Consider the following 24,152-nt stretch of genomic DNA (forward strand, 5'->3'; position numbering starts at 1 on the left):
GACTCCTGTGAATCTGGAGGCTCACTCCTCGAGCAGCCCCTCGGCGGGCACCCCCTCGCGCTGTGTGCGCGTGGCGAGGAAATACGCGTAGCCGAGCGCGAGAAACACCACGAACACCCCCGCCACCAGCGCGTTGAAATACACCATCGTGCCGAGGCAAACGAGCGCGGCGACGAGCGCAAACGCCGGGAAAAACGGGTACAGCGGCGCGCGAAACGGCCGGTCCATGGCCGGCTGCACGCGGCGCAGCCTGAAGAGCGCCGCCATGCTGACAATGTACATCACGATTGCGCCGAACACCGACATCGTGACGATGTTGGCCGTGAGCGTCTGCCCGCCGAACTGGATCAGCTCGTCGCTATAGATCGCGGCGATACCGACCACGCCACCCGCGAGAATCGCGCGATACGGGGTCTTGAAGCGCGGATGGATTTTCGCGAGCCACGCGGGCAGATAGCCTTCGCGGGCCAGCGCGAAGATCTGCCGCGAATAGCCGAGGATGATGCCGTGAAACGAGGCCACGAGACCGAACAGGCCGAGCCAGACGAGCATGTGCATCCAGCCGCTGTGCTCGCCCACGATGAACTTCATGGCTTGCGGCAGCGGGTCGTTGATGTTGGCGAGCGTGGTCCAGTCACCCGCGCCGCCCGCGAACACCATCACGCCCACGGCGAGCGCGACGAGCGTGAGAATGCCGGCCACGTAGGCGATGGGAATCGAGCGGCGCGGATTCTTCGCTTCCTCGGCGGCCATGGCGACGCCTTCGATCGCGAGGAAGAACCAGATGGCGAACGGAATCGCGGCGAACATGCCATGAAACGAACCCAGCGAAAAGTGATCGTTACCCGACCAGCCGCCCTTCATGAAATGGCTCCATGCGAAGCCCGGCGACACCACGCCCATGAACACGAGCAACTCGAAGATGGCGAGCAGCGTGACGATCAGCTCGAAGGTCGCGGCGATCTGCACGCCCACGATATTGAGCGCCATGAACACGAGATACGCGCCCATGGCCGCGTGTTTGGGCTCGAGCCCGGGGAACTGCACGTGCAGGTACGCGCCGATGGCGAGCGCGATGGCGGGCGGCGCGAACACGAATTCCACGAGCGTGGCCGCCCCCGCCAGATACCCGCCGGCCGGCCCGAACGCGCGGCGGGCATAGGCGAAAGGGCCGCCCGCATGCGGAATCGAGGTGGTGAGTTCGGTGAAGCTGAAGATGAACGTGGTGTACATCGCGGCGACGAACAGCGCCGTGACGACGAAGCCGAGCGTGCCGGCGCTGGCCCAGCCGTAACTCCAGCCGAAGTACTCGCCCGAGATCACGAGGCCGACTGCGATGCCCCACAACTGCCACGTGCCGAGCGTTTGATTGAGCACCGGCGCGCCTGGCTTGCCCGGTGATGTGCCAACTGTCGTGCCAACTGCAGCGGGACGTGCGTTCGATTCGCCTTGCATGGTTTTCTCCCTCTGGGTGGCCCGGGCGGCCGGCCCTGGCCGCCTCGGTTGAGTGGAACCATGCTATTGAGTCATTAATCGACGTGTTATCGAAAATCGGCAAATCGTGCCTGCGGCGCAGCACAGGCCATTGCGGGCTTCCTTGCGGCAGCCTTTCGCGCGTTGCGCCTAAAGCAGCGGGTCGATGAGCGCGACCTGCTGCGCGAAACGCTGCTTGTCCTCGCCCTGCAAGGGGTCGCGATGCGGCAAGTCGACGGTAAGCGGATCCTGCGCGACCTGATCCACGTGCACCTCATAGTGCAGATGCGGACCCGTCGCCCAACCCGTCGCGCCCACGTACCCGATCACCTGCCCCTTGCTCACCGTCTGCCCGACCTTCAAGTGCTTCGCAAAGCGCGAAAGATGGGCGAAGGTCGTGGAGTAAGGGCCGAAGTTCTCGAGCTTCACGACCTTGCCGTAGCCCGTCTGCCAGCCGGCGAACGTCACGGTGCCGCGCGCGGTCGCGTGAACGGGCGTGCCGACGGGCGCCGCGAGATCGACGCCTTCGTGCGGCTGCACGCGATGCGTGACCGGATCGAGCCGTCGCATCGAGAAATGCGAAGACACGCGCGAGAACTTCACGGGATAGCGCAGGAACGATGGCGCGGCGGCATGACCGTCGGCCGAATAGTAGAACGCCTTGCCCGCGAGGTTCCGGTACAGAAAGAGATCGTGCGAGACGTTGCCGTTCGAGATGCGGATCGCGACCGGCGTGTCGTCTGAAGATGCTGTGTTCTGTGGCGCTGCACCGGCATTCGCAGCGCTCACGTCGCTTGCATCATTTGCTACGCTCGCGCCGTTCGCACCGTCTTTGTCATCGCGAAACACGAAGCGTATTTCGCTGCCGCGTTGCAGATCGCGCCGGAAATCGAGCCGGCCCGAGAAGGCGCGCGCCAGCCTCGCTGTCGTCGCCGCATCCACCCCGAGACGCTGGGCCGCCTCGGAGAAGCTGTGCTCGACCACGGCGGTCTCCACGCGAAACGCCGGCGCGCTTGCGCTCGCGGGCGCCGCGCTGGCCGCCGCCTGCGACGCCGCATCCCGCGCCGGCGCCACGGGCGTCATCGTCGCCGCGTCGGCAAGCGGATCGTCGGTAGCAACGTTCGCATGTCGATGGGCGAGCCACGCGGCGCTCGTCAAACCGATTGCTGACACAACGATGAGTTTCCCCGCGAGGCCCGGGGAGGCCGCTATTGCACGAAAAGCCATGAATCGAATGACGAATTGCAGAGCAGAGAAACGCGCACGCGTGCCGCGCTTCTCGAGGTGAAATCGGAAGTGAGATCGATGGCCGCATCGTTGAACCGGCGAGCATCGATGATGCGAAGCGCTTCAAATTAAATGGCCTTTCTTAAACGAAACTTAAGATCGCACAAAGAGCGGAACATTCTGCCGCAGTGCCTCGATGCAGTGCCGGGAACGCCGCTTGCTAAAGCCCACGATGCAGAAAACGCGTACCTGTACGTCACTTTCTGTCACTTTTAAAAAACGGGAAATGCTACCGAAATTTTTTTATCCGGATAACTGATTAATTTCCCGAAATGACATGCCGAATGCAACCCGACCTGTTATACGTCAACTCGCGATCGTTCCCCAAGGTAGACGCACCTAATCGAATGATCTATACTCATCTCGTTTCGATCACAACGAAGTCGTTCTCGTGCGCATTGAGATACCCGGTCCACGCTAAAGGGCCGCTGTGTCGCAAGCGCCGTTCAAATGGGCCTCCGGCCCTCGCGTAGCGGTTCAAAGCCGCCGCATCCAAGCCGTCATCAGGCGGTTTCCTGCTCCAGCGCGCATCGATCTGCTCGGTGCCGTTGAGCTGAACATGATAACCAGAAGAACGCCATAAAAGCGCGTTCATACCACTGCGGCCACGTCGCCATCGTGCGCGGGCGGACTGGTTTTTGTCCGCGTTTTTGCCCGCGCTTTTGCCCGATTTTCTGTCCGTTGTTTTCGTCGGTTCCAATCGCGGCCATGCCGGGATCACGAACTTCCTTCGCGGCGCCTTGAGCATCCTCATGGGCGTCCCCGCTGCGCAGCGTTGCGCCGCGCGGCACAAAAACAAGGAGGCGTACCTTCATGACTCGACGCTCTGCCCTGCTCGCGGGCAGCCTGATCGCCCTTGCCGTCATCGCGTGGGCCCTCTCGCGCGCCATCGGCGCCGATACGTGGCAAAGCCACGCAGGCGACCTCGCTTACTACACCGGGCGGCACCTGCTGCTCGTCGGCTATTCGATGGCGCTCGCCATCGTGGTCGGCGTGCCCGCCGGCGTGCTGCTCAGCCGGCCGCGCTTCGCGCGCCAGGCCGAACGCTTCATGCAGATCTTCAACGTGGGCAACACAATTCCGTCGCTCGCGGTGCTCGCCATTGCGCTCGGCGTGTTCGGCATCGGCGACATTCCCGCCATCGTCGCGCTCTTTCTCGCGTCCCTGCTGCCCATCACGCGCAATACGTATGAGGGCGTGAAGAACGTGCCAGCCGCATTGCGCGAAGCCGCGCGCGGCATCGGCATGACGGGCTGGCAATCGCTCACGCGCGTGGAATTGCCGGGTGCGCTGCCCATCATCGTGGGCGGCGTGCGCACCGCGCTCGCCATCAACGTGGGCACGGCGCCGCTCGCTTATCTGATCGGCGCGGACAGCCTCGGCTCGCTCATTTTCCCCGGCATCTATCTGAACGATCAGCCCTTGCTGCTGCTCGGCGCCGCGTTCACGGCCGCGCTCGCGCTCGTACTCGACGGCGTGGTCGCCGCCGGCAGCCATCAGTGGCTCTCGCGTCACGGAGGGCTCGCATGATGTTCGCATCCCCCCTCAAATCCCTGCGCCGCTTCGTTCGGGCCTGGGTGATCGGCACGGCGCTCGTTGCCGCCGCCACGCCCGCGTTCGCGCAACCCAAGCTCGTACTCGGCGCGAAGAACTTCACCGAGCAATACGTGCTCGCCGAAGTCACCGCGCAATACCTGCGCTCGCGCGGCTATACCGTGGAGGTGCGCTCCGGCCTCGGCAGCACGCTCATGCGCAGCGCGCTCGAGAACGGCCAGTTCGACCTCGTATGGGACTACACGGGCACGGCGGCACTCGTCTACGACAAGCTGACGGAAAAGCTTGCGCCCGAAGCGATGTACGAGCGCGTGAAGGCGCTCGATGCGCCGCGCGGTCTCGTCTGGCTCAACGCCTCGCCGCTCAACGACACCTATGCAATCGGTCTGCCAAGCAAATTCGCCGAGGAAACCGGCATCACCACCGTCTCGCAGCTTGCGCAAAGGTTGAAGACGGACCCCGACGCGAAGCGTTACGTGTTCGGCATGGACGCCGAATTCGCGAATCGTCCGGACGGTCTCAAGCCGCTGCTCGCCACCTACGGCATGAGCTTTCACCGCTCGCAGATGAAGCAGATGGACCCCGGTCTCGTCTACACGGCGCTGCATAACAACCAGCTGAAGATCGGCCTCGTCTACACGACCGATGGCCGCGTGAAGGGCTTCGGCATCGTGCCGCTCGAAGACGACAAGCACTTCTTCCCGCCGTACAACGCCACGCCCGTGGTGCGCAAGGAAGTGCTGGAGCGCAATCCCAAACTGGCCGCGCAGCTCAACGCGCTGTCCGCCGCCCTCAACAACGACGTGATGCAAGACATGAACAAGGCCGTGGATCTGGACGGCAAACCCGCCCAGCAGGTGGCGGCGGAGTTCCTGCGCACGCATGCGCTCCCCTGAAGGAGGCCAGGCCATATGAACGTATTCGACTATCTCGCTTCGAGCTGGCCCGAGCTGCTGCAGCTCACGCTCCAGCATCTCTACCTCGTGGGCATCGCCGTGGGCTGCGCGATCGTCGCGGGCGTGCCGCTCGGCGTGCTCATCAGCCGCCACGACTGGCTCGCGGCGCCGCTGCTGGGACTGGCGACCATCATCCTCACGCTGCCCTCCATCGCGCTGTTCGGCCTGATGATTCCGGTGTTCTCGCGCTTTGGCCAGGGCATCGGCGCGGTGCCCGCCATCACGGCAGTGTTCCTCTACTCGCTGCTGCCCATCATGCGCAACACCTACCTCGCGCTGCGCAACGTCGACGCGGGCATCAAGGAGGCCGGCACCGGCATCGGCATGACGTCGTGGCAGCGGCTGCGTCTCGTCGATTTGCCGCTGGCCGTGCCCGTGATTCTCGCGGGCGTGCGCACGGCGGTCGTAATGAACATCGGCGTGATGACCATTGCCGCCGTGATCGGCGCGGGCGGCCTCGGCACGCTGATCATTCGCGCCATTGGCCAGAGCAGCATGATGAAGCTGCTCGTGGGCGCCGTGCTCGTGAGCGTGCTCGCGATCGTCGCCGACCTGTTGTTGCAGATGCTGCAGCGCGCATTGACACCGAAAGGAGTACAGAAGACATGATCGAACTCGACCAACTGACGAAGACCTTCACGCAGAAAGACGGCCAGGCCGTGCGCGCCGTCGATTCGGTGAGCCTTTCGGTGGCCGAAGGCGAGATCTGCGTGTTCCTCGGCCCCTCGGGCTGCGGCAAGACCACCACGCTCAAGATGATCAACCGGCTGATCGAGCCGACCTCGGGCCGTGTGCTCATCAACGGCGAGGACACCACGGGCCTGAACGAAGTGGACCTGCGCCGCCGTATCGGCTATGTGATCCAGCAGATCGGCCTGTTTCCGAACATGACGATCGCGGAGAACATCACCGTCGTGCCGCGCCTGCTCGGCTGGGACAAGAAGCGCTGCGCCGAACGCGCGGCGGAACTGATGTCGATGGTCGCGCTCGACCCGAAGCTGTATTTGAAGCGCTATCCGCGCGAGCTTTCGGGCGGCCAGCAGCAACGCATCGGCGTGATTCGCGCGCTGGCCGCCGACCCGCCCGTGCTGCTCATGGACGAGCCGTTCGGCGCGGTCGATCCGATCAATCGCGAGGCCATCCAGAACGAGTTCTTCCAGATGCAGCGGCAACTGAAGAAGACCGTCATCATGGTGAGCCACGATATCGACGAGGCGATCAAGCTGGGCGACCGCATCGCGGTGTTCCGGCGCGGCAGGCTCGTGCAGTACGACCATCCCGATACGCTGCTCGCGCGCCCGCATGACGACTTCGTCGCGCAGTTCGTGGGCCAGGACAGCACGCTCAAGCGCCTGTTGCTCGTGAAGGCGGGCGACGCCGCCACGCAGCCCGAAACGGCGCGTGCCGAAACGCCGCTCTCGCACGCGTTCGCCGCGATGGACGAAAGCGACTCGCGCTACCTCACCGTGCTCGACGACGCGCAGCATGCGCTCGGCTTCGTGGCGCGCCGCGCCGCGCGCGGGGCCGAAGGCGCGTGCGGCGATCGCATCACGCCCTTCCCCGCCACCGTGTCGGTCGACGACAACCTGCGCATCGTGCTCTCGAAGATGTACCAGTTCCGCGCCTCGTGGATGCCGGTGCTCGACGCCGAGGGCGCCTACGTGGGCGAGATCACGCAGGATTCGATCGCCGACTATCTGAGTTCGGGCCGCTCGCGGCAGCAGACCGGACAGCCGCCGAGCGCGGCGGTGCGGCCGGCGGCTGCCGCCGTGTGAGCGGCTTGACGCGCTAGAACGTGGTGCGCAATCCGACCATGACACTGCGCCCGCCCTCGGGCGCGATGTCGCGCACCACGGAACTGGCATAGCGCACGTCCTGATTCGTGAGATTGTCGCCGCGCACGTATGCGAGCCAGTTCGTTGCGCCCACATGGAATTTGTAGGTGAGCGCCAGCGCGATCGTGGTGTAGCCGGCGGTCGGCAAATCGTCTTCAGGCACGCGGTTTTGCGCCCACGCATGCACGAGTTCGCCGTGCGCGCCGAACGGGCCGTAGCCGTAATCGGCGTTCAGCGTCGCCCGCAACGGCGCAATGCGCGGCAGCGGCGCGCCCGTATCTACGTTGCGCGCGTGCGTGTAGTCGGCGGCCAGGCCGATATCGAGCCGATGCGCGCCGCGCTCCAGCACGCGCCAGCGCCCTTCCAGTTCCACACCATAAAATTCCGCGGGCACGCCGCGATAGACGGCCTCGTTGAGCGCATCCGCGGTGCCGGCGGGCACGGGCGTGTCGTCGTCGTCCACGAGACGGCCCGTGTTGTACTCGGTGAGGTAATTGCGAAAACGGCTGTAGAACACGCCCGCGCTCGCCTTGTTCGGGCCGCTCGCGTAGCGCAGCGAAAGATCCGTGGATACGGCCTTTTCCTTCTGCGCGTCGGGGTTGCCGATCAAATACTGGCCGGTTGCGTCGTGGGGGCCGTTTGCGTAGAGCTCGTAGAAGGTCGGCGCGCGCTCGGTGTACGCCACGTTGCCGACCACCGACCACACCGGCGTGAGCGTGTAGAGCGCGCCCGCCGAGAGGCTGCCCGCGTTGAAGTCGCGCGCCTGCACGCCCGCGAACTTCGTGCCGTCTTCACCCGCCACCGGATCGAGCTTCACATGCTCGATGCGCGCGCCCAGACTCAGCTTCAGCGCCGGCGTCACATTCCATTCTTCCAGACCGAACAGCGCGACATTGGTGGTTTGCGTGGTCGGCACGAGCGCCTCGTCGCCCAGCGCCGAGAAGGTGTTCTGGCTCACCTGCACGCCGAAGGCGCCCTCCAGCGGCCCGAGTTTCGCGTGGCGCGCTTCCAGGCGCGCTTCGTAGCCGTGATTGCGGAACGTCGTACTCGTTTCGCCGTTGTCGATCTCGCGATGTTCGTAGTCCGTATAACCGAAATCGAACTTGAGCTGGCTGATCGGCCCCTGCAGGTTGCGCACTTCGGAAGCGAGCGCCACGTGGTCCTGATGCATGCGCAGGCGCACGTCGTCTTCGGCCACGGAGCCGTAGTTCGCGTCGAAGCCGTTGTACGAGATGCCCGCGTAGCCGTCGGCCCAGGTGTACGAGGAGCCGACCGCACCGCCGTGCCAGCGGCCGTCGCTGTTCGGGATGCTGCCGTAGGGTTCTTCGGCATCGGGACCGTCCAGCGCGCGTTGCTGCGCCGAGTGCGCGTAGCCGGGAATGCGCTGGTCGCTCGTGTCGCGGGCGAAGGCGTCCACGTGGAAGGCGAAGCCGCCGTTGCCGCCTTCCACCTGCGCCGCGCCCGCGCGTGCGTCGTTCGCCCCGCCGTAGCTCGCGTCCACCGCGCCGGTGACGCCCGAAACCGGCTCGCGCGGAATGCGGTTGTCGATCGTGTTGACCACGCCGCCGATCGCATTGCCGCCGTACAGCAGCGCGGCCGGACCGCGCACGATCTCGACGCGCTCGATCGAGAGCGGGTCCTGCGGCACCGCGTGGTCGTACGACAGCGACGAAGCGTCGAACGCGGCGACGCCGTTCTGCAGCAGGCGGATGCGGTCGCCGTCCATGCCGCGAATGATCGGACGCCCGACCATGGGGCCGTAGGTCGTGGTGGAAACGCCCGGCAGCCCGTTGAGCGTTTCGCCGAGCGAGTTGGCGCGGCGCAGGACGAGCGCGTCACCGTAGAGCGCGGTGGAGGGCGCCGTGAGGGCCGTGTTGCCGAGCGGGTTCGCGGTGACGAATACCGGCGCGAGCGTTGTTGCGCCCTGCTGGGTGTCGCCAGCCACCGCATTGGCATCGTTCGTAGTCGGCGATTGGGCATGAGCCAGCGCACCGCAGAGCGCGAGCGGCAAGGGAGCGAGCGGCAGGACGCGCGCGAAGCGCAGCCCCGCCAGCAGCGCGGACAAGGACGTAAAAGGAATGGTCGCCACGATGGTTTCTTGTTTGCGTCGTTGGAGTGATGCGCGGCGAACGTCCGGGGCCCAGGGTGGACGCACGCCGCGCAGGAGTTGTGGCTGCAGCTCGTCGCGAATGTTACGTTATAACATTACTAATTGGGAAGGAGATTTTGACGGATGGCTTTCAGCTCACAATCCCCATGCGCGCGCGGCGTTGCGGCAAACGTCGCCGATCACGCCGTGAAAACGCACGAACTCGCGCGCTAGTTGCAGGAGACTTGCGCGAGGCACCGCGTGCGCGCATATTCCCCATACTGTCAGACGGACCCAACGGAGTGCGCCATGGACGACTCGATCCGGCTCAAAAGCCTCTCCATCGCCCTGTACGCGGTCGGCGCGATTGCCACCTTCGCGATCTACCCGCTGATGGTGCTCTGGCCGTCCGGCTGGACCTGGCACTCGGGCCACTCTGACTACCCGCTGATGATCGTCGGCATCTACGCCACGCTGGGCGTGTTCCTCATGCGCGCCGCGCGCCGGCCGCTCGAGCATCTGAGCCTGATCTGGTTCACGGTGTGGTCGAGCGTCGTGCACGGCGCGATCATGACGGTCCAGTCGCTGGCGTCGCCCGGCCATCTCGGCCATCTGCTCGGCGACGTGCCCGCCCTCTTCATCGTCGCCGCCGTGCTGGCCGTGCTCACGCCGCGCCGCGCGAGCGCCCGTGCTCCGGCCGTGGTGACAGGGGCCTGATCAAAAAATTCTGTAGTTTCTTAAAAATCTCAGGGTTTCACCCTAAACCCCAGCCGTCAGCTGTCGATATGTAAGGTGACGCCCGTCGGCGGCCGCCCGCAGAGATGGGCCGCCCCGCTTGCGTTGCCCCTGGTCAAAACGGTACCGACGCATGACACTCACCATTCGGGCGCGCATCGCCCTCACGTTCGCGCTTCTCGCCCTCCTGCTCACGGTTTCCGGCGTTCTCGGCTTCATCAGCACCGAAAAGGCCAATAGCGCCAACCGCGACACCTATCGCAACAAGCTCGCCGAATCCACGGCCATCGACAACGCGGAAATCTATATCGCGCGCACGCGCCTCGTGCTCGACCGTGTGGCGCTGCACCCCGACGCGCCCTCGGTCCCCGACCAGCTGCAGCGCGCCGCCGGCTTCTTCAAGAACTCCGACGAGTGGTGGACGAAGTTCACGCAGATGCCGCACGAGAGCGACGAGCTGCCGCTCATCGCGGCGACCACCGAGCGGCGCACCGCCATGCGCAACGCGGTGTCGGACTTCACGAAGGCGCTCGAATCGGGCGACAAGGCCAGCGCCGACAACATCGCGATGACGCAGCTCTCCGACCTCTACAGCGCCATGAGCGCCGCGAACAACGAGGTCAAGAAGCACCTCTACAACAACGCGAAGGTGCGTTATGAGGAAGCCGAAGCAAATTTCCATCTGTTCTCGGGCGTGAGCGCCGCCATGGTCGTGCTCGGCCTGCTCGGCGCGGGCCTCGGCTGGATGATGCTGCGCCGCGCGATCATGGAGCCCCTCAATTACGCGCTCAAGAGCCTCGATGAAATCTCCTCGGGCAATCTGAGCCAGGCCGTGCGCGCGCAGCGCCGCGACGAAATGGGCCTGCTGCTGGAAAACATCGAAAAGACCCGCAAGGAACTGGGCTCCGTCACGGGCGCCGTGCGCTCCGGCAGCGAATCGGTTTCGGTGGCCACGCGGCAGATCGCGGCGGGCATGATCGACCTCTCGGCGCGTACCGAGGAACAGGCCGCGTCTCTCCAGGAAACGGCCGCGAGCATGAACGAGCTGACGTCGGCGGTGAAGCAGAACACCGACAACGCCCGCCAGGGCAGCACGCTCGCGCAAACGGCGGCCAACGTGGCGTCGCGCGGCAGCGATGTCGTGCAGGACGTGGTGAGCACGATGAGCGAGATCGAAGGCAGTTCGCACAAGATCTCGGAGATCACGGCCATCATCGAAGGCATCGCGTTCCAGACCAATATCCTCGCGCTCAACGCGGCCGTCGAGGCGGCGCGCGCGGGCGAGCAAGGCCGCGGCTTCGCCGTGGTCGCGAGCGAGGTGCGTTCGCTCGCGCAACGCTCGGCCGCGGCGGCCAAGGAGATCAAGGACCTCATCACGAATTCGGTGGCCACCGTTTCGCACGGCACGGAACTCGTTTCCACGGCGGGCGCGACGATGGCCGAGCTGCACACATCGGTGCAGCGCGTGACCGCCATCATGAACGAGATCGCCTCCGCCTCGGAGCAGCAGCAAAGCGGCATCGAACAGGTCGACACCGCCGTCACGCAAATGGACGAAGTCACGCAGCAAAACGCGGCGCTCGTCGAGCAGGTGACCGCCGCGGCCCAGGCGCTCGACACGCAATCCACGAAGCTTGCCGGCACCGTGCAGGTGTTCCGCGTGGCCTGAGGGCGATGGACCGACGCGGCGCAGGCGCTTTCACGGCCTCTTATAATCGGAACTCGAAGCAGCGGCGGCCGCAGTCACCCGCCGCCTTGCGAATCGATTTTCCGTACGCGAAGAGGAACGCCGCATGTATATCGCCATGAACCGCTTCAAGGTCGCGCCGGGCTCCGAGGCCGCATTCGAGGAAGTCTGGGCCACGCGCGACACGCACTTGAAGCAAGTGCCCGGCTTCATCGAATTTCATCTGCTCAAAGGCCCGCAGCGCGAAGACCATGTGCTCTACGCGAGCCACACGATCTGGGCGAGCCACGCGCACTTCGAAGACTGGACGCGCTCCGACGCCTTTCGCGCGGCGCACCGGAACGCGGGCAACGCGGGCGGTGCAAACCGTCCGGTCTATTTGAGCCATCCCGAGTTCGAAGGCTTCGAAGTCGTGCAAACCGTGAAGTAGGCGCTGCACGCGAAGTCATCAAAAGAATCGGTAATTCTGTGCACGCGCTGCGCCAAAGCTACACGCTCGCAGCGCGCACCACCGCGGTGCCCCGCGCATCCGGCCCCTCTCCCCTCGTCTTCCCCCTGCGTTTGGCGCTCAGGCCCAAAGCTTGCTTGATTCAAGCCCCCGCCCTCGCGCGCAACGGTGTTGGCGGCGCGCGCCATCGCGTCCCCAACCGACGAGCCCATGAAGAAAAAAACCGCTACCCGCATCGTAGAAGGCCAGCCGTTCCCACTCGGCGCCACCTGGAACGGCCGCGGCGTGAACTTCGCGCTCTTCTCCGCGAACGCTACCAAGGTCGAGTTGTGTCTGTTCGACAAGAGCGGCCTGCGCGAACTCGAACGCATCGAGTTGCCCGAATACACCGACGAGGTGTGGCACGTCTATCTGCCCGAACTCGAACCGGGCGCCATCTACGGGTATCGCGTGCATGGGCCGTACGAGCCGCAGGCGGGCCATCGCTTCAATCCGCACAAGCTGTTGCTCGATCCGTATGCGAAGGCGCACGTGGGCGCGCTGCGCTGGCATCCCGCCGTGTTCGGCTACACGATCGGCAGCCCCGACGGCGATCTCTCGTTCGACACGCGAGACAGCGCGCGCTATGTGCCGCGCTGCCGCGTGGTCGATCAGGGCTTCACATGGCACCACCCGATGCGCGAGCGTGTGCCGCGCGAGCGCACGATCATTTACGAAACGCATGTGCGCGGCTTCACGATCCGCCATCCCGACGTGCCGCACGAAGAGCGCGGCACCTTCGCCGGGCTCGCGCAGACGCCGGTGCTCGAATATATCCGCGGGCTCGGTGTGACATCCGTGGAACTGCTGCCCATCCATACCTTCGTGAACGACTCGCACCTGCTCGAACGCGGTCTCACGAACTACTGGGGCTACAACACCATCGGCTTCTTCGCGCCGGACCCGCGCTACTCGGTGGGCGCGCACGGCTCGATCGACGAGTTCAAGAACATGGTGGACCGTCTGCACCAGGCGGGTCTCGAAGTGATACTCGACGTGGTGTACAACCACACGGCCGAAGGCAGCGAACTCGGTCCCACGCTCTCGTTTCGCGGCATCGACAATGCTTCGTACTACCGGCTACCCGAAGACCGGCGCTACTACATCAACGACACCGGCACGGGCAATACGCTCAACCTCTCGCACCCGCGCGTGCTGCAGATGGTCACGGACAGCCTGCGCTACTGGGTGCTCGAAATGGGCGTGGACGGTTTTCGCTTCGACCTCGCGACGATCCTCGGGCGCGAGCCCTACGGCTTCGACGAAGGCGGCGGCTTTCTCGACAGCTGCCGCCAGGACCCGATTCTCGCGAGCGTGAAGCTGATTGCCGAGCCGTGGGACTGCGGGCCGGGCGGCTACCAGGTGGGCGGCTTCCCGCCCGGCTGGATGGAATGGAACGACCGCTTTCGCGACACCACGCGCGCCTGGTGGAAAGGCGACGAGGGCAAGGCGCCCGAGCTCGCCACGCGCCTGTGCGCCTCGGGCGACAGCTTCAACCGGCGCGGGCGGCGGCCATGGTCGAGCGTGAACTTCGTCACCGCGCACGACGGCTTCACGCTGAACGATCTCGTTTCATACAACGACCGTCACAACGAAGCCAACGGCGAAGACAACCGCGACGGCCACGGCGACAATCTCTCGTGGAACTGCGGCGCGGAAGGCCCGACCGACGACCCCGAGATCCGCGCGCTGCGCGAGCGCCAGAAGCGCAACTTCCTCGCCACGCTGCTGCTCTCGCAGGGCACGCCGATGCTGCTCGCAGGCGACGAGTTCGGCCGCACGCAGCGCGGCAACAACAACGCATATTGCCAGGACAACGACGTGAGCTGGGTGGACTGGGAGGGCATCGACGACACGGGCCGCGCGCTCGCCGACTTCGTGCGCAAGCTCACCGCGCTGCGCCATGCGCTGCCGGTGCTGCGACGCAACCGGTTTCTCATCGGCGAGCACAACGCCACGCTCGACGTCACCGACGTCGAATGGCTCTCGCCCGCCGGCGTACCGCTCGCGCAGGAGCAGTGGGACGATTCGGCCATGCGTTGTTTCGGCATGCTGATCGATGGACGATCGCAGACGAGCGGCATCATGCGCCTCGCCTCGGATGCGACCATGCTCATCGTGTTCAACGCCTATCACGACGTGGTGGAATTCACGCTGCCCTCCGTACCGGGCAACGATCAGTGGAGCTGCCTCATCGACACGAACATGCCCGTGCGCGACGAACTGCCCGAATTCGAGGCGGGTGATATCTACCAGGTGACGGGCCGTTCGCTGCTGCTGTTCGCGCTGCACGCGCGTGGCGCGACGCAGCGGGTGTTCGACCGGCTGGAGGAAGACCTCACGGGGTGAGCGACAGGCTTTTTCGCGGATTGGAGGCGAAGCCACCGATCCGTTGTTTGACGCGTGGCGGGCCCGACAGTTAGTTGCACAATACGGAGAACAGCGGCCGCCTCATCGCAGCACCGCCGACATCGCCGACAGGCTATTGAGCGTGCGCACGAGGGCCTCGGCGGTTGGCGCCACGAACCGGATCACGCAGCCCGCCGTGCGCTCGACACCGGGCCACTGCGCAAAGAGATCGGCCAGCGCACTGGTCTGCGTATGCAGCTCGCACGTGCGCACGCGAGGCACGGCACACGCGCGGTCCCACCAAGCGCCGTCGCGCGCGACCTGCCCGGCCGCTTCGCGCGCCGCTTCGCGGATCCGTTCGCGGCTCGCGGCGGGCGTCAGCAGGTCGCCGCTCGCGTGGCCGCCGGCGCGCTTCACGACCACGAACTTCGCATCGGGAAAAGCGGGCCGCGTTTCGCCTTCGAATACATCGTCACCGCTGAGCAGCGCCACGCGTGCGCCGTATTCCTGCGAGAGCGCGCCATACAGCCCCGCCTCGCCCGTCGCCACGCCATCGACGAGCACGCGCGCGAACGCAAAGCTGTTGATGGTGTGCGCGAGCATGCCGCGGCTTTGCGCCATGGCGTGATAGCCGATCATGAACACGAGCGCGGGCCGGTGCTCGAGGCCTGCCATCATGCCGAGCATGCGCGGCTTGCCGAGTATCACGCGTGCGCGCGCGTGGATCTCGTCGAGCAGCAGGTTGTTGAAGCCGCCATGCGAGTCATTGACCCACACCTCGCTCGCGCCGCCCGAAAACGCGCCTTCCACGGCCGCGTTCGCTTCGAGCGTCATCCAGCGGCGCGCCTGCTCGTACTCGGCGTTTCCTGCGCGCGTTTGCTGAACGCTGAAGACGCCGCCGATGCCTTCGATATCGACCGAAATGAGGACCTTCATGCTTGCGCCCCGCCTGAAAGCAGATCGGCGAGATCGGGCGCCGCGTCGCGCAGCGCGAGACGCACGTGGCCGTCGCGGCCGTGCACGGTGCTCGCGCTCCACAAGGCGTCGAGAATCGCCTGCTCGACGCCATCGACGCTCGCCTGAAACAGCGGATCGAGCTGCGAGTCGGCGAGCAGGGGCGGCAACGCGTGGGTCGGCGCGTCGTGCGCCAACGTGTATGCGGTGCTGAACGCCATGGCGATATCGCCGCTGCCGTGCCCATAGACGGACCCCGTGCGCGCGAGACCCGCCGCCGCGCGCAGCGCAACGCGCCGAAGCTGCCGCGCGTCGAGCGGCGCGTCCGTGGCGATCAGCATGATGATCGAGCCCTTCTCGGGCTCCTGCGCTGAGCGCCTGGACGCCGCGCGCGCCGCCAGCTCGCGCCCCACGGGCACGCCGCCGATCGTCAGCATCGGCACGCGGCCAAAGTTCGCCAGCACGAGCGCGCCCACGGTGTACTGCGCGCCCGCCGCCTGCACCACGCGCGACGCCGTGCCGATGCCGCCCTTCAGGTCGAAGCTCGACATGCCACGACCCGCGCCTGCGCTGCCACGCGCGAAGTCGGCGCTCGCCGCCGCGCAGGCCGCGAGATAGTGCGCCTCATGCACCGCCAGCGCCTGGATATCGTTCAGATAGCCGTCGTTGCACTCGAACACGACCGGATTGACGGTCGGCAGGCCGCGCCCGATTTGCGGATTCGCCGCGACCGCTGCGCGAATCTGCGCCTGGGCGAGCGTGCCCACCGCGAACGTGTTGCTCAGTGCGACCGGCGTTTCGAGCACGCCCAGCTCTTCGAGCTGCATGAGCCCGATGCTCTTGCCGAATCCGTTGATCACACAGGCGCCCGCCGGCACCTTCTCGCGAAACAGGTCGCCGCCATGCGGCAGCAGCACGGTCACGCCGGTTTGCACCTCGCCCGCATCGAGCGTGCAATGGCCGACACGCACGCCGCTGACGTCGGCAATCGTTCCCGTCGCGCCGCTCGCCAGTGTGCCGACATGCGGCGCGGTCTCTCCACGATCGATGCTCATGCGCGGTCCAGCTTCGGGTCGAGTGCGTCGCGCAAGCCGTCGCCCAGCAGATTGAACGCGAGCACGGTGAGGAAGATGGCAAGGCTCGGGAACAGCGCGATATGCGGCGCCGTCACCATATCGGCGCGCGCCTCGTTGAGCATGGCGCCCCACTCCGGCGTGGGCGGCTGCGCGCCGAGGCCGATGAACGACAGGCTTGCCGCCGTGATGATCGACGTGCCGATCCGCATGGTCAGATACACGATCACGGACGACACGGTGCCCGGCAGAATATGGCGCATGATGATCGTCCAGTCCGAAGCGCCAATACTGCGCGCGGCCTCGACATACGTGAGGTGCTTGAGCATGAGCGTGTTGCCGCGCACGAGCCGCGCAAACGCCGGAATGCTGAACACCGCCACCGCACAGACCACGTTGATCATGCCGTTGCCGAGGATCGCGACCACGCCGATGGCGAGCAGAATACCTGGGAATGCGAACAGCACGTCGGCCACCCGCATGGTGATGCGGTCCCACCAGCCTTCGTAGTAGCCCGCGAGCAGGCCGAAGAACGTGCCGACCACGGCGCCCAGCGCCACCGAAAGAAAGCCCGCCGCGAGCGAGATGCGCGTGCCCGCGAGAATGCGGCTGAAGATATCGCGGCCCAGCGCGTCCACGCCGAACCAGTGGGCCGCCGAGGGACCCGCGTTGAGCGAGTCGTAGTCGAAGTAATTTTCCGGATCGTAAGGCACGAGATGCGGCGCGAACACCGCGATCACCACCAGCAGCAGCACGAATGCGCCCGCGCCGAGCGCGACTTGCTGCTTGCGGAACTTGCGCCAGAATTCGCGCCACGGCGTGCGGATCGCTTCGTCCTCCGCGCGTACGGCTTCGTTTAGGGTCGTGCTCATGGCGGGCTCACCTGAATCGAATGGTCGGATTGATGACCGCGTACAGCACGTCCACGATCAGATTGATGACGATGAACTCGAGCGAGAACAACAGCACTTCTGCCTGAATCACGGGGTAATCGCGCATCACAACCGAATCGACGAGCAGCCGCCCGAGGCCCGGCCAGTTGAACACCACCTCCACGACGATCGAGCCGCCCAGCAGGAAGCCGAACTGCAGGCCCATCATCGTGACGACCGGAATCATCGCGTTGCGCAGGCAATGCTTGATCACCACCCATTGCTCGGCCACGCCCTTCGCGCGCGCCGTGCGCACGAAGTCCTCGTTGAGCACCTCGACGAACGACGCCCGCGTGAAGCGCGCCATCACCGCCGCCACGGCCGCGCCGAGCGTGACCGACGGCAGCACGTAGCTGCGCCACGAACCGTCGCTCACCACGGGCAGCCAGCCCAGGTGCACCGAGAACAGCTCCATGAGCGCCATGCCGAGCGCGAACGCCGGAAACGAAATGCCCGACACCGCGAGCGCCATGCCGATGCGATCGGGCCAGCGATTGCGCCACACGGCCGAAACGATGCCGATCGCCATGCCGAACACCACGGCCCAGACCATGCTGGTGAGCGTGAGCAGCAGCGTGGGCATGAAGCGCTCGCCGATTTCGGTGACGACCGGGCGCTTGCTGCGCATGGAGACACCGAAGTCGCCATGAGCGATGCGCACGAAGAAGTGGAGGAACTGCTGCGGCAGCGGCCGGTCGAGACCGAGGTCGGTGCGCACGAGCGCGACCGTGGCGTCGTCCGCTTCGGGACCGGCCGCGAGGCGCGCCGGGTCGCCCGGCAGCAGGTGCACGAACAGGAACACGAGGACCGCGACGATCAGGAGCGTCGGCAGCAGACCCAGCGAGCGTTTGACAATGAAATTCAGCATGAGCGCGTTACTGCATCGGGGCGTGCGCGCCGCGCCGGACTCAAGCGTTCCGGCACGGCGCGCAACGCATTAGCGAATCGAGATCTCGTCGAAGTTGAACGAGCCGTCCGGCGCCACATACGCGCCGGCCAGGCGCTTGCTGCGGGCGTACACGACCTTCTCCTTCACGAGGAACACCCACGGGGCGTCGGCCCAGATACGCTTTTGCGCATCGGCGTAGAGCGCCGTCTTTTGCGCGCGGTCCGTCGTTTCGAGCGCCTTCGCGAGGTCCTCGTCGACCGCCGGGTTCTTGTAGTACGCCGTGTTCATGAGCCTCGGCGGCCACGATGCCGAAGCGAGCAGCGGCGAGATGCCCCAGTCCGCCTCGCCCGTGGACGACGACCAGCCGATGTAATACATGCGCACGCCCGCCGTTGCCGGGTCCTGCGCGCTTTCCACGCGCGCGACCGCGGTGCCCGTTTCGAGCGCTTCGACGTTGGCCTTCACGCCCACCTGCGCGAGCTGCTGCTGCACGAACTGAATGGCCTTTTGCGCGGTCGAGTTGTTATACGCCGACCACAGCGTCGTTTCGAAGCCGTTCGGGTAACCGGCCTGCTTGAGCAGTTCGCGCGCCCTGGCCGGATCGTACGGCCAGGGGCCGAGCTTGACCGAGTAGTCCACGCCTTGCGGCAGCACGCCGTCCGAAGGCAGCGCATAGCCGCCGAACGCTACCTTCGCCAGCGCGTCCTTGTTGATCGCGTAGTTCAGCGCCTGGCGCACGAGCGGGTTGTCGAACGGCTTCTTCGCCGTGTTCAGGCTGATGTAGCGCTGGATGATCGAGGGCGTGGCGATCAGGTCCACCTTCGGGTTCGACTGGAACGCGCTCGCCTGCTCGAACGGAATGCGGAAGGCGAAGTCCGCTTCGCCGGTGCGCATGAGCGCCGCGCGCGTGTTGTTGTCGGCCACCGGCTTCCAGTCGATCTCGTCGATCTTCGGGTAGCCCTTCTTCCAGTAGCCGTCGAACTTGTGCACGACGAGGTCGCCGGCCGGGTCCCACTTCACGAATGCGAACGGGCCCGTGCCCACCGGATGCAGGCCGATGTCCTTGCCCCACTTCTTCATGGCCGCAGGCGAGATCATCACCGCCGAGGGGTGGGCGAGCACGTTCACGAATGCCGAGAACGGCGCATTGAGCGTGACCTTCACCGTGTACGGATCGACCACTTCGGTCTTCGCGATGCGGCGGAACATGTTGTAGCGCTTCAGGTGATTCGCCGGGTCCGTCACGCGGTCGAAGTTCGCCTTCACCGCCGCCGCGTTGAAGTCGGTGCCGTCCTGGAATTTCACGCCCTCGCGCAGCTTGAAGGTATAGACGAGGCCGTCGCCGCTCACTTCATAGCTCGTGGCGAGCACGTTGGTGAGCTTGAGGTCCTTGTCGAAACCGAACAGGCCCTGGTAGAACGACTTCGACACCGCCTGCGATAGCGTGTCATTGGCGTCGTACGGGTCGAGCGTCGAGAAGGTCGAATCGACGGCCATCACCGCGCGCTGTCCGGCGGCTTGTACGGCAGGCGCGCCCGCGATCAGCGCGAGTGCGAGCGCGCTGCCCTTCATCCATGTTTTGACATCTTTCATCAATCAGGTCTCCATAGCAATGAATCTTGACGACTCGGCGAAATATTCCAGCTGGACAGCGAACGATTGCGTGGCATGGCGGCGGGCTCAGTAAGCGCCGCCCACCCGATGCTTCGCAACGAAGTGACCGGGGCCGACCGCCACGAGCGGCAGGACCTGCGGCTCGTCGCCGGTTGCGCGAATCGGGCTCGGCAGTTCGTCGGCGGCGAGCACGCGCTTCGCGTGGCGGCGCGCCGGATCGGCAATCGGCACCGCGCCCATGAGCTTCTTCGTATAGGCGTGCTGCGGGTTCTCGAACACGGCGCGGCGCGGGCCGATCTCGACGATCTGCCCGAGATACATCACCGCGACGCGATGGCTCACACGCTCCACCACGGCCATATCGTGCGAGATGAAGAGATACGCCACGCCCAGCTCCTGCTGCAGGTCGAGCATCAGGTTGACGATCTGCGCCTGCACGGAAACGTCGAGCGCGGACACCGATTCGTCGGCGATCACGACTTTCGGGTTCATCGACAGCGCCCGCGCGATGGCGATGCGCTGACGCTGGCCGCCCGAGAATTCGTGCGGATAGCGGCCCGCCGCCGACTTCGGCAAGCCCACGCGATCGAGCAGCCACTCCACGCGCGCCTGCGCCTCTGCGCCCTTCGCGATGCCGTGCACGAGCAGCGGCTCCATGATCGAGAAGCCCACCGTGAGACGCGGGTTGAGCGAGGCGAACGGGTCCTGGAAAATGAACTGGATATCGCGGCGCAACGTCTGCAGCGCGGGGCCCGTGAGGGTGCTGATATTCCGGCCGCCGAATTCGATCGTGCCGCTCTGGCTCTCGACGAGCCGCAGCAGCGAGCGGCCCGTGGTCGATTTGCCGCAACCGGACTCGCCCACCAGCGCGAGCGTTTCGCCGGCGTGAAGATCGAAGCTGACTTTTTCGACCGCATGTACGCGGCCCGTGACCTTGCCGAACAAACCGCTGCGCACGGGGAAGCGCGTGACGAGGTCGCGCACGCGCAGGACCGGCGCCGCGTGCGTTTTCGGCGCGTTCGCCGGGAGCGTTGACGTTGCGACGGGGCGCGCCGCCTCGCTCATCGACAGCAGCGGAAACTTCTCCGGCGAGTCGGTGCCCTGCATCGCGCCGAGCTTCGGCACGGCGGCGAGCAACGCCTGCGTGTAGCGATGCGAAGGCGCGGCGAACAGCGCGTCGGATGCGCCCTCTTCCACCTTTTCCCCGCGATACATCACGAGGATGCGGTCCGCCACTTCGGCCACCACGCCCATGTCGTGCGTGATGAAGACCACGCCCATATCCATCTCGTCCTGCAGGTCGCGAATCAACTGCAGGATCTGCGCCTGGATCGTCACGTCGAGCGCCGTGGTCGGCTCGTCGGCGATGAGGAGCGCAGGCTTGCACGAGAGCGCCATCGCAATCATCACGCGCTGGCGCATGCCGCCCGAAAGCTGATGCGGGAAGCGGTCCATCACGCGGCGCGCCTCGGGAATGCGCACGAGGTCGAGCAGGCGCAGCGTTTCGGCGCGCGCCTGCGCGGCGTTCATCTGCTGATGCAGCGCGATCGCCTCGCTGATCTGGTTGCCTACCGTGAACACCGGATTCAGCGAGGTCATCGGCTCCTGGAAGATCATCGCGATGTCCGCGCCGCGCACCGAGCGCATGGTCGAGGCACTGGCACGCGTGAGATCGAGCACGCTGCCGTTGCGGCGGCGCAGGTCGATGCGGCCGCCCGTTATGCCGCCGCCGCCGTGCTCGACGAGCCGCATCAGCGAAAGCGACGTGACCGATTTGCCCGAGCCCGATTCGCCGACGATGGCGAGCGTCTCGCCCCGGTCGACGTGGAACGACAGATTGCGCACGGCTTCGAACGTGCCCGCGCCGCGCCTGAACGACACGGAAAGGTTACGGACGTCGATCACGCGGTTCGGCGGCAGCGCGGCCTGTTCGCCGGCCGGCGCGCTATCAGGAGAGTGCGAGGACATCGGCACGATGAGGATTCCTTCGTTTGGTGCGCAAAACGATGCGCCGCTTAAGCGTAGATCGACGCAACGGGCGCTTCGCCCACGCGCGCGTAGCCGCGATACATGCCTTCCGTGTTGAACGGCAGGACCACGTTGCCTTGTGCGTCCACGGCGATCAGGCCGCCGCGGCCGTCGATGCGCGGCAACTGCTCCATTACGACATTCGTGGCGGCTTCGGAGAGCGAAACACCGCGATATTTCATTTGCGCCGCCACGTCGTAGGCCGCGACCATGCGCATGAACATTTCGCCCGATCCCGTGGTGGACACCGCGCAGGTGGCGTCGTCGGCATAGCAGCCCGCGCCGATCAGCGGCGCGTCGCCTACGCGGCCCACCTGCTTGTTCGTGATGCCGCCCGTCGAAGTCGCCGCCGCGAGGTGGCCGTGTGCGTCGAGCGCCACTGCGCCCACCGTGCCGAACTTGCGATTCGGGTCGATCGGCTCGTGCGGCAAGCTGTCTGCCGATGCGTTTGCTGCCGCCTTCGCTTCGAGCGTTGCCCCATCGTGATCGAGCATCGCGCGCGCTTCGCCGCGGGCGAGCTGCCACTGGCGGTAGCGCGCATCGGTGTGGAAATAGCCGGGATCGACGAATTCGAGGCCCTGGGCCGCCGCAAACGCTTCCGCGCCTTCGCCCGTGAACAGCACGTGCTCGCTCTTTTCGAGCACGCGGCGTGCCGCCAGCACCGGATTGCGCACGCGCGTCACGCAGCACACGGCGCCCGCTTCGAGCGAGCGGCCGTCCATGATCGAGGCGTCGAGTTCATGCGTGCCCGCGGACGTGAACACCGCGCCGTGGCCCGCGTTGAAGAGCGGACAGTCTTCGAGCAGGCGCACCGCTTCCTCGACGGCGTCGAGCGCGCTGCCGCCTTCGGCCAGGATGCGCTGGCCAGCCGCGAGAATGCCGCTCAGCGCGTCGAGATAGCGGGCTTCGACTTCGGGCGCCATCGAAGCGCGCAGGATCGTGCCGGCGCCGCCGTGAATGGCAATGACTGCGTTCGATTTCATGACTTCTTTTTCGTTGGGGAAGACGGGGCCGCAGGCGCGGCAGGCGCCTGCGCCGAGGTCGAACTGAGCCACGGCAGCACCGATTCGGTGATGGCCGCCGCGGCGACGACGGAATCCTTCGCGCGCAACGCCACGGCGTCGCACAGCGCTTCGATGACGGCCAGCACCGCGGCTTCCGAGTTCGCCGCGAGGCGACGCTCGGAGCGGATCAGCAGCGTGAGATCGGCGAAGCGCGCGAGCGGCGAGTCGATGCTGTCGGTCAGCGCGAGCACGCGCGCCCCCAGCTTCGCGGCGTGGCGCGAGAGCTTGATCGTGTCGTCCACGTAGCGCGGAAACGCGATGCCGATCACCAGATCGTCCTTGTTCGCGCCAAGCAGCCTGCGCGCCGAATGCGTGGCGCCGCCGACCGAGGCGAGCGCCTGCACGTTGTCCAGGTACGGCAGCAGCGCGTTCTCCATGAGCCCGGCGAGAAACGCGCTCGTGCCCGAGCCGATTATGTAGACGCGGCGCGCCGAGAGAATCGCGTCCACGGCTGCGGCGGCCGCTGCGCTGTCGATCGACTGGCGCGACAAACGCAGGTTCGACTCGGCCTGCTCCAGCGAGGCGCCGAACAGCTCGGCGCCGCTGGTCGGCGATTCCTGCGCGCTGCGCAGCCGCTCGACCGGCGCGAGCGTGGCCTCGAAGCCGCGCACGAGCGCCTCGCGAAACTGTGGATAGCCGTCGAAGCCGAGCGAGCGCGCGAAGCGGTTGGCCGTGGCCACCGAAGCGCCCACCGCGTCCGCGAGTTCGTCGATGCGCATGGTCGCGGCGTGGAACAGGTTCGCGAGCACGTACTCGGCCATGCGCCGGTGGCCCGGTGTGAGAACGGGCATCGCGGCGGTGATGCGCGCGACGATCTCGGCTTCGGGCGTGTCGTGAGTTGACGATCGGGTTGACATGCGTGAGCGGGAGTTGGGACGGCACAGCCGTAAATGAAATTACATGGGCGGATCTTAGTGAAAATTTATTTTCATCGCGCCCTGGGTTTACCCTATTCGAGCATAGCGAGGGGAAAATTAGCTTGATCGAGCACAACGAGGCGCGAAACTGTGCGCCTCGAATACGTTGCTGGATTTTGGAGGGGGGAAGCCGGAAAGACAGGTCGCCCGCAGGCGAGACAAGGGGCGCGGCAGCGCGTGGAGAGTAGCGCGGTACTTGCCGCCAGCCAGACGCCAGCGGCAATCGAAT

The 24,152-nt window shown here is 66.0% G+C and carries 20 protein-coding genes; 8 read left to right on the plus strand and 12 right to left on the minus strand.

Annotated elements, in window-relative coordinates; translation table 11 throughout:
• Positions 1 to 21: 21 nt before the first annotated feature.
• The 3 genes from eat to AB4Y35_RS30950 form a co-directional block, all read right to left on the minus strand.
• Entirely contained in the window at positions 22 to 1,455 is a 1,434-nt protein-coding gene (eat, locus tag AB4Y35_RS30940) for an ethanolamine permease (RefSeq protein ID WP_368707396.1), read from the minus strand.
• Positions 1,456 to 1,623: 168 nt separating this feature from the next.
• On the minus strand, positions 1,624 to 2,646 hold the full coding sequence (locus tag AB4Y35_RS30945; RefSeq protein WP_368707397.1) for a M23 family metallopeptidase: 1,023 nt from the start codon (positions 2,644 to 2,646) through the stop codon (positions 1,624 to 1,626).
• 617 nt (positions 2,647 to 3,263) lie between these two features.
• A complete protein-coding gene (locus AB4Y35_RS30950; protein ID WP_368707398.1) occupies positions 3,264 to 3,575 on the minus strand; it encodes a hypothetical protein in 312 nt (103 codons plus the stop codon).
• Here AB4Y35_RS30950 and AB4Y35_RS30955 point away from each other — a divergent pair.
• Genes AB4Y35_RS30955 through AB4Y35_RS30970 form a run of 4 tightly spaced genes read left to right on the plus strand, consistent with a single transcriptional unit; the run spans position 3,574 to position 7,045 of the window.
• Positions 3,574 to 4,290, plus strand: a complete 717-nt coding sequence (locus AB4Y35_RS30955) for an ABC transporter permease (RefSeq protein ID WP_368707399.1) — start codon at positions 3,574 to 3,576, stop codon at positions 4,288 to 4,290. The genes AB4Y35_RS30950 and AB4Y35_RS30955 overlap by 2 nt on opposite strands.
• Positions 4,287 to 5,210 (plus strand): glycine betaine ABC transporter substrate-binding protein, encoded by a 924-nt coding sequence (locus AB4Y35_RS30960; protein WP_368707400.1) that lies wholly within the window; start codon positions 4,287 to 4,289, stop codon positions 5,208 to 5,210. The genes AB4Y35_RS30955 and AB4Y35_RS30960 overlap by 4 nt, the downstream gene beginning before the upstream one ends.
• A 15-nt stretch (positions 5,211 to 5,225) precedes the next feature.
• On the plus strand, positions 5,226 to 5,879 hold the full coding sequence (locus tag AB4Y35_RS30965; protein ID WP_158763271.1) for an ABC transporter permease: 654 nt from the start codon (positions 5,226 to 5,228) through the stop codon (positions 5,877 to 5,879).
• Positions 5,876 to 7,045 carry a betaine/proline/choline family ABC transporter ATP-binding protein gene (locus AB4Y35_RS30970; protein ID WP_368707401.1) on the plus strand — a complete coding sequence of 390 codons (1,170 nt, stop codon included), beginning with the start codon at positions 5,876 to 5,878 and terminating at the stop codon, positions 7,043 to 7,045. Before AB4Y35_RS30965 ends, AB4Y35_RS30970 begins: the two co-directional genes overlap by 4 nt.
• A gap of 13 nt (positions 7,046 to 7,058) precedes the next feature.
• On the opposite strand, the gene AB4Y35_RS30975 is transcribed toward AB4Y35_RS30970, so the two are convergent.
• Complete coding sequence (locus AB4Y35_RS30975) at positions 7,059 to 9,185, minus strand: TonB-dependent receptor (protein WP_368707549.1); 2,127 nt, start codon at positions 9,183 to 9,185, stop codon at positions 7,059 to 7,061.
• A 318-nt stretch (positions 9,186 to 9,503) separates the two neighbouring features.
• Here AB4Y35_RS30975 and AB4Y35_RS30980 point away from each other — a divergent pair, with 318 nt between their 5' ends.
• The 4 genes from AB4Y35_RS30980 (at position 9,504) to glgX (ending at position 14,452) form a co-directional block, all read left to right on the plus strand.
• A complete protein-coding gene (locus tag AB4Y35_RS30980; RefSeq protein ID WP_368707402.1) occupies positions 9,504 to 9,911 on the plus strand; it encodes a DUF6632 domain-containing protein in 408 nt (135 codons plus the stop codon).
• Positions 9,912 to 10,062: 151 nt separating this feature from the next.
• Positions 10,063 to 11,598, plus strand: coding sequence for a methyl-accepting chemotaxis protein (locus tag AB4Y35_RS30985; protein WP_368707403.1), 1,536 nt, complete (start codon positions 10,063 to 10,065; stop codon positions 11,596 to 11,598).
• 124 nt (positions 11,599 to 11,722) lie between these two features.
• Positions 11,723 to 12,046, plus strand: a complete 324-nt coding sequence (locus AB4Y35_RS30990) for an antibiotic biosynthesis monooxygenase (protein ID WP_069265901.1) — start codon at positions 11,723 to 11,725, stop codon at positions 12,044 to 12,046.
• 228 nt (positions 12,047 to 12,274) lie between these two features.
• Positions 12,275 to 14,452 (plus strand): glycogen debranching protein GlgX, encoded by a 2,178-nt coding sequence (gene glgX / locus AB4Y35_RS30995; protein ID WP_368707404.1) that lies wholly within the window; start codon positions 12,275 to 12,277, stop codon positions 14,450 to 14,452.
• A gap of 102 nt (positions 14,453 to 14,554) precedes the next feature.
• Here the strand turns inward: glgX and AB4Y35_RS31000 are convergent, their stop codons facing one another.
• From AB4Y35_RS31000 to AB4Y35_RS31035, 8 genes are all read right to left on the minus strand, one after another.
• Positions 14,555 to 15,388, minus strand: coding sequence for a M55 family metallopeptidase (locus AB4Y35_RS31000; protein WP_368707405.1), 834 nt, complete (start codon positions 15,386 to 15,388; stop codon positions 14,555 to 14,557).
• Positions 15,385 to 16,461: a P1 family peptidase gene (locus tag AB4Y35_RS31005; protein ID WP_368707406.1), complete on the minus strand. Its 1,077-nt coding sequence runs from the start codon at positions 16,459 to 16,461 to the stop codon at positions 15,385 to 15,387. The genes AB4Y35_RS31000 and AB4Y35_RS31005 overlap by 4 nt, the downstream gene beginning before the upstream one ends.
• Positions 16,458 to 17,351 (minus strand): glutathione ABC transporter permease GsiD, encoded by an 894-nt coding sequence (gene gsiD, locus AB4Y35_RS31010; protein ID WP_368707407.1) that lies wholly within the window; start codon positions 17,349 to 17,351, stop codon positions 16,458 to 16,460. Before gsiD ends, AB4Y35_RS31005 begins: the two co-directional genes overlap by 4 nt.
• 7 nt (positions 17,352 to 17,358) lie before the next feature.
• The gene (gsiC, locus tag AB4Y35_RS31015; RefSeq protein ID WP_368707408.1) at positions 17,359 to 18,279 is read right to left on the minus strand and encodes a glutathione ABC transporter permease GsiC; all 921 of its coding nucleotides are present in this window, start codon (positions 18,277 to 18,279) and stop codon (positions 17,359 to 17,361) included.
• A gap of 69 nt (positions 18,280 to 18,348) precedes the next feature.
• Positions 18,349 to 19,893 (minus strand): glutathione ABC transporter substrate-binding protein GsiB, encoded by a 1,545-nt coding sequence (gene gsiB / locus AB4Y35_RS31020; protein ID WP_368707409.1) that lies wholly within the window; start codon positions 19,891 to 19,893, stop codon positions 18,349 to 18,351.
• An 87-nt stretch (positions 19,894 to 19,980) separates the two neighbouring features.
• Positions 19,981 to 21,882: a dipeptide ABC transporter ATP-binding protein gene (locus AB4Y35_RS31025; RefSeq protein ID WP_368707550.1), complete on the minus strand. Its 1,902-nt coding sequence runs from the start codon at positions 21,880 to 21,882 to the stop codon at positions 19,981 to 19,983.
• Between the two features lie 47 nt (positions 21,883 to 21,929).
• Positions 21,930 to 22,925 (minus strand): isoaspartyl peptidase/L-asparaginase family protein, encoded by a 996-nt coding sequence (locus tag AB4Y35_RS31030; RefSeq protein WP_368707410.1) that lies wholly within the window; start codon positions 22,923 to 22,925, stop codon positions 21,930 to 21,932.
• Positions 22,922 to 23,863, minus strand: coding sequence for a MurR/RpiR family transcriptional regulator (locus AB4Y35_RS31035; RefSeq protein ID WP_368707411.1), 942 nt, complete (start codon positions 23,861 to 23,863; stop codon positions 22,922 to 22,924). The genes AB4Y35_RS31030 and AB4Y35_RS31035 overlap by 4 nt, the downstream gene beginning before the upstream one ends.
• Between the last annotated feature and the right edge of the window lie 289 nt (positions 23,864 to 24,152).

Origin of the sequence: Paraburkholderia sp. EG286A (assembly GCF_040965375.1) — a bacterium.
Lineage (GTDB): Bacteria > Pseudomonadota > Gammaproteobacteria > Burkholderiales > Burkholderiaceae > Paraburkholderia.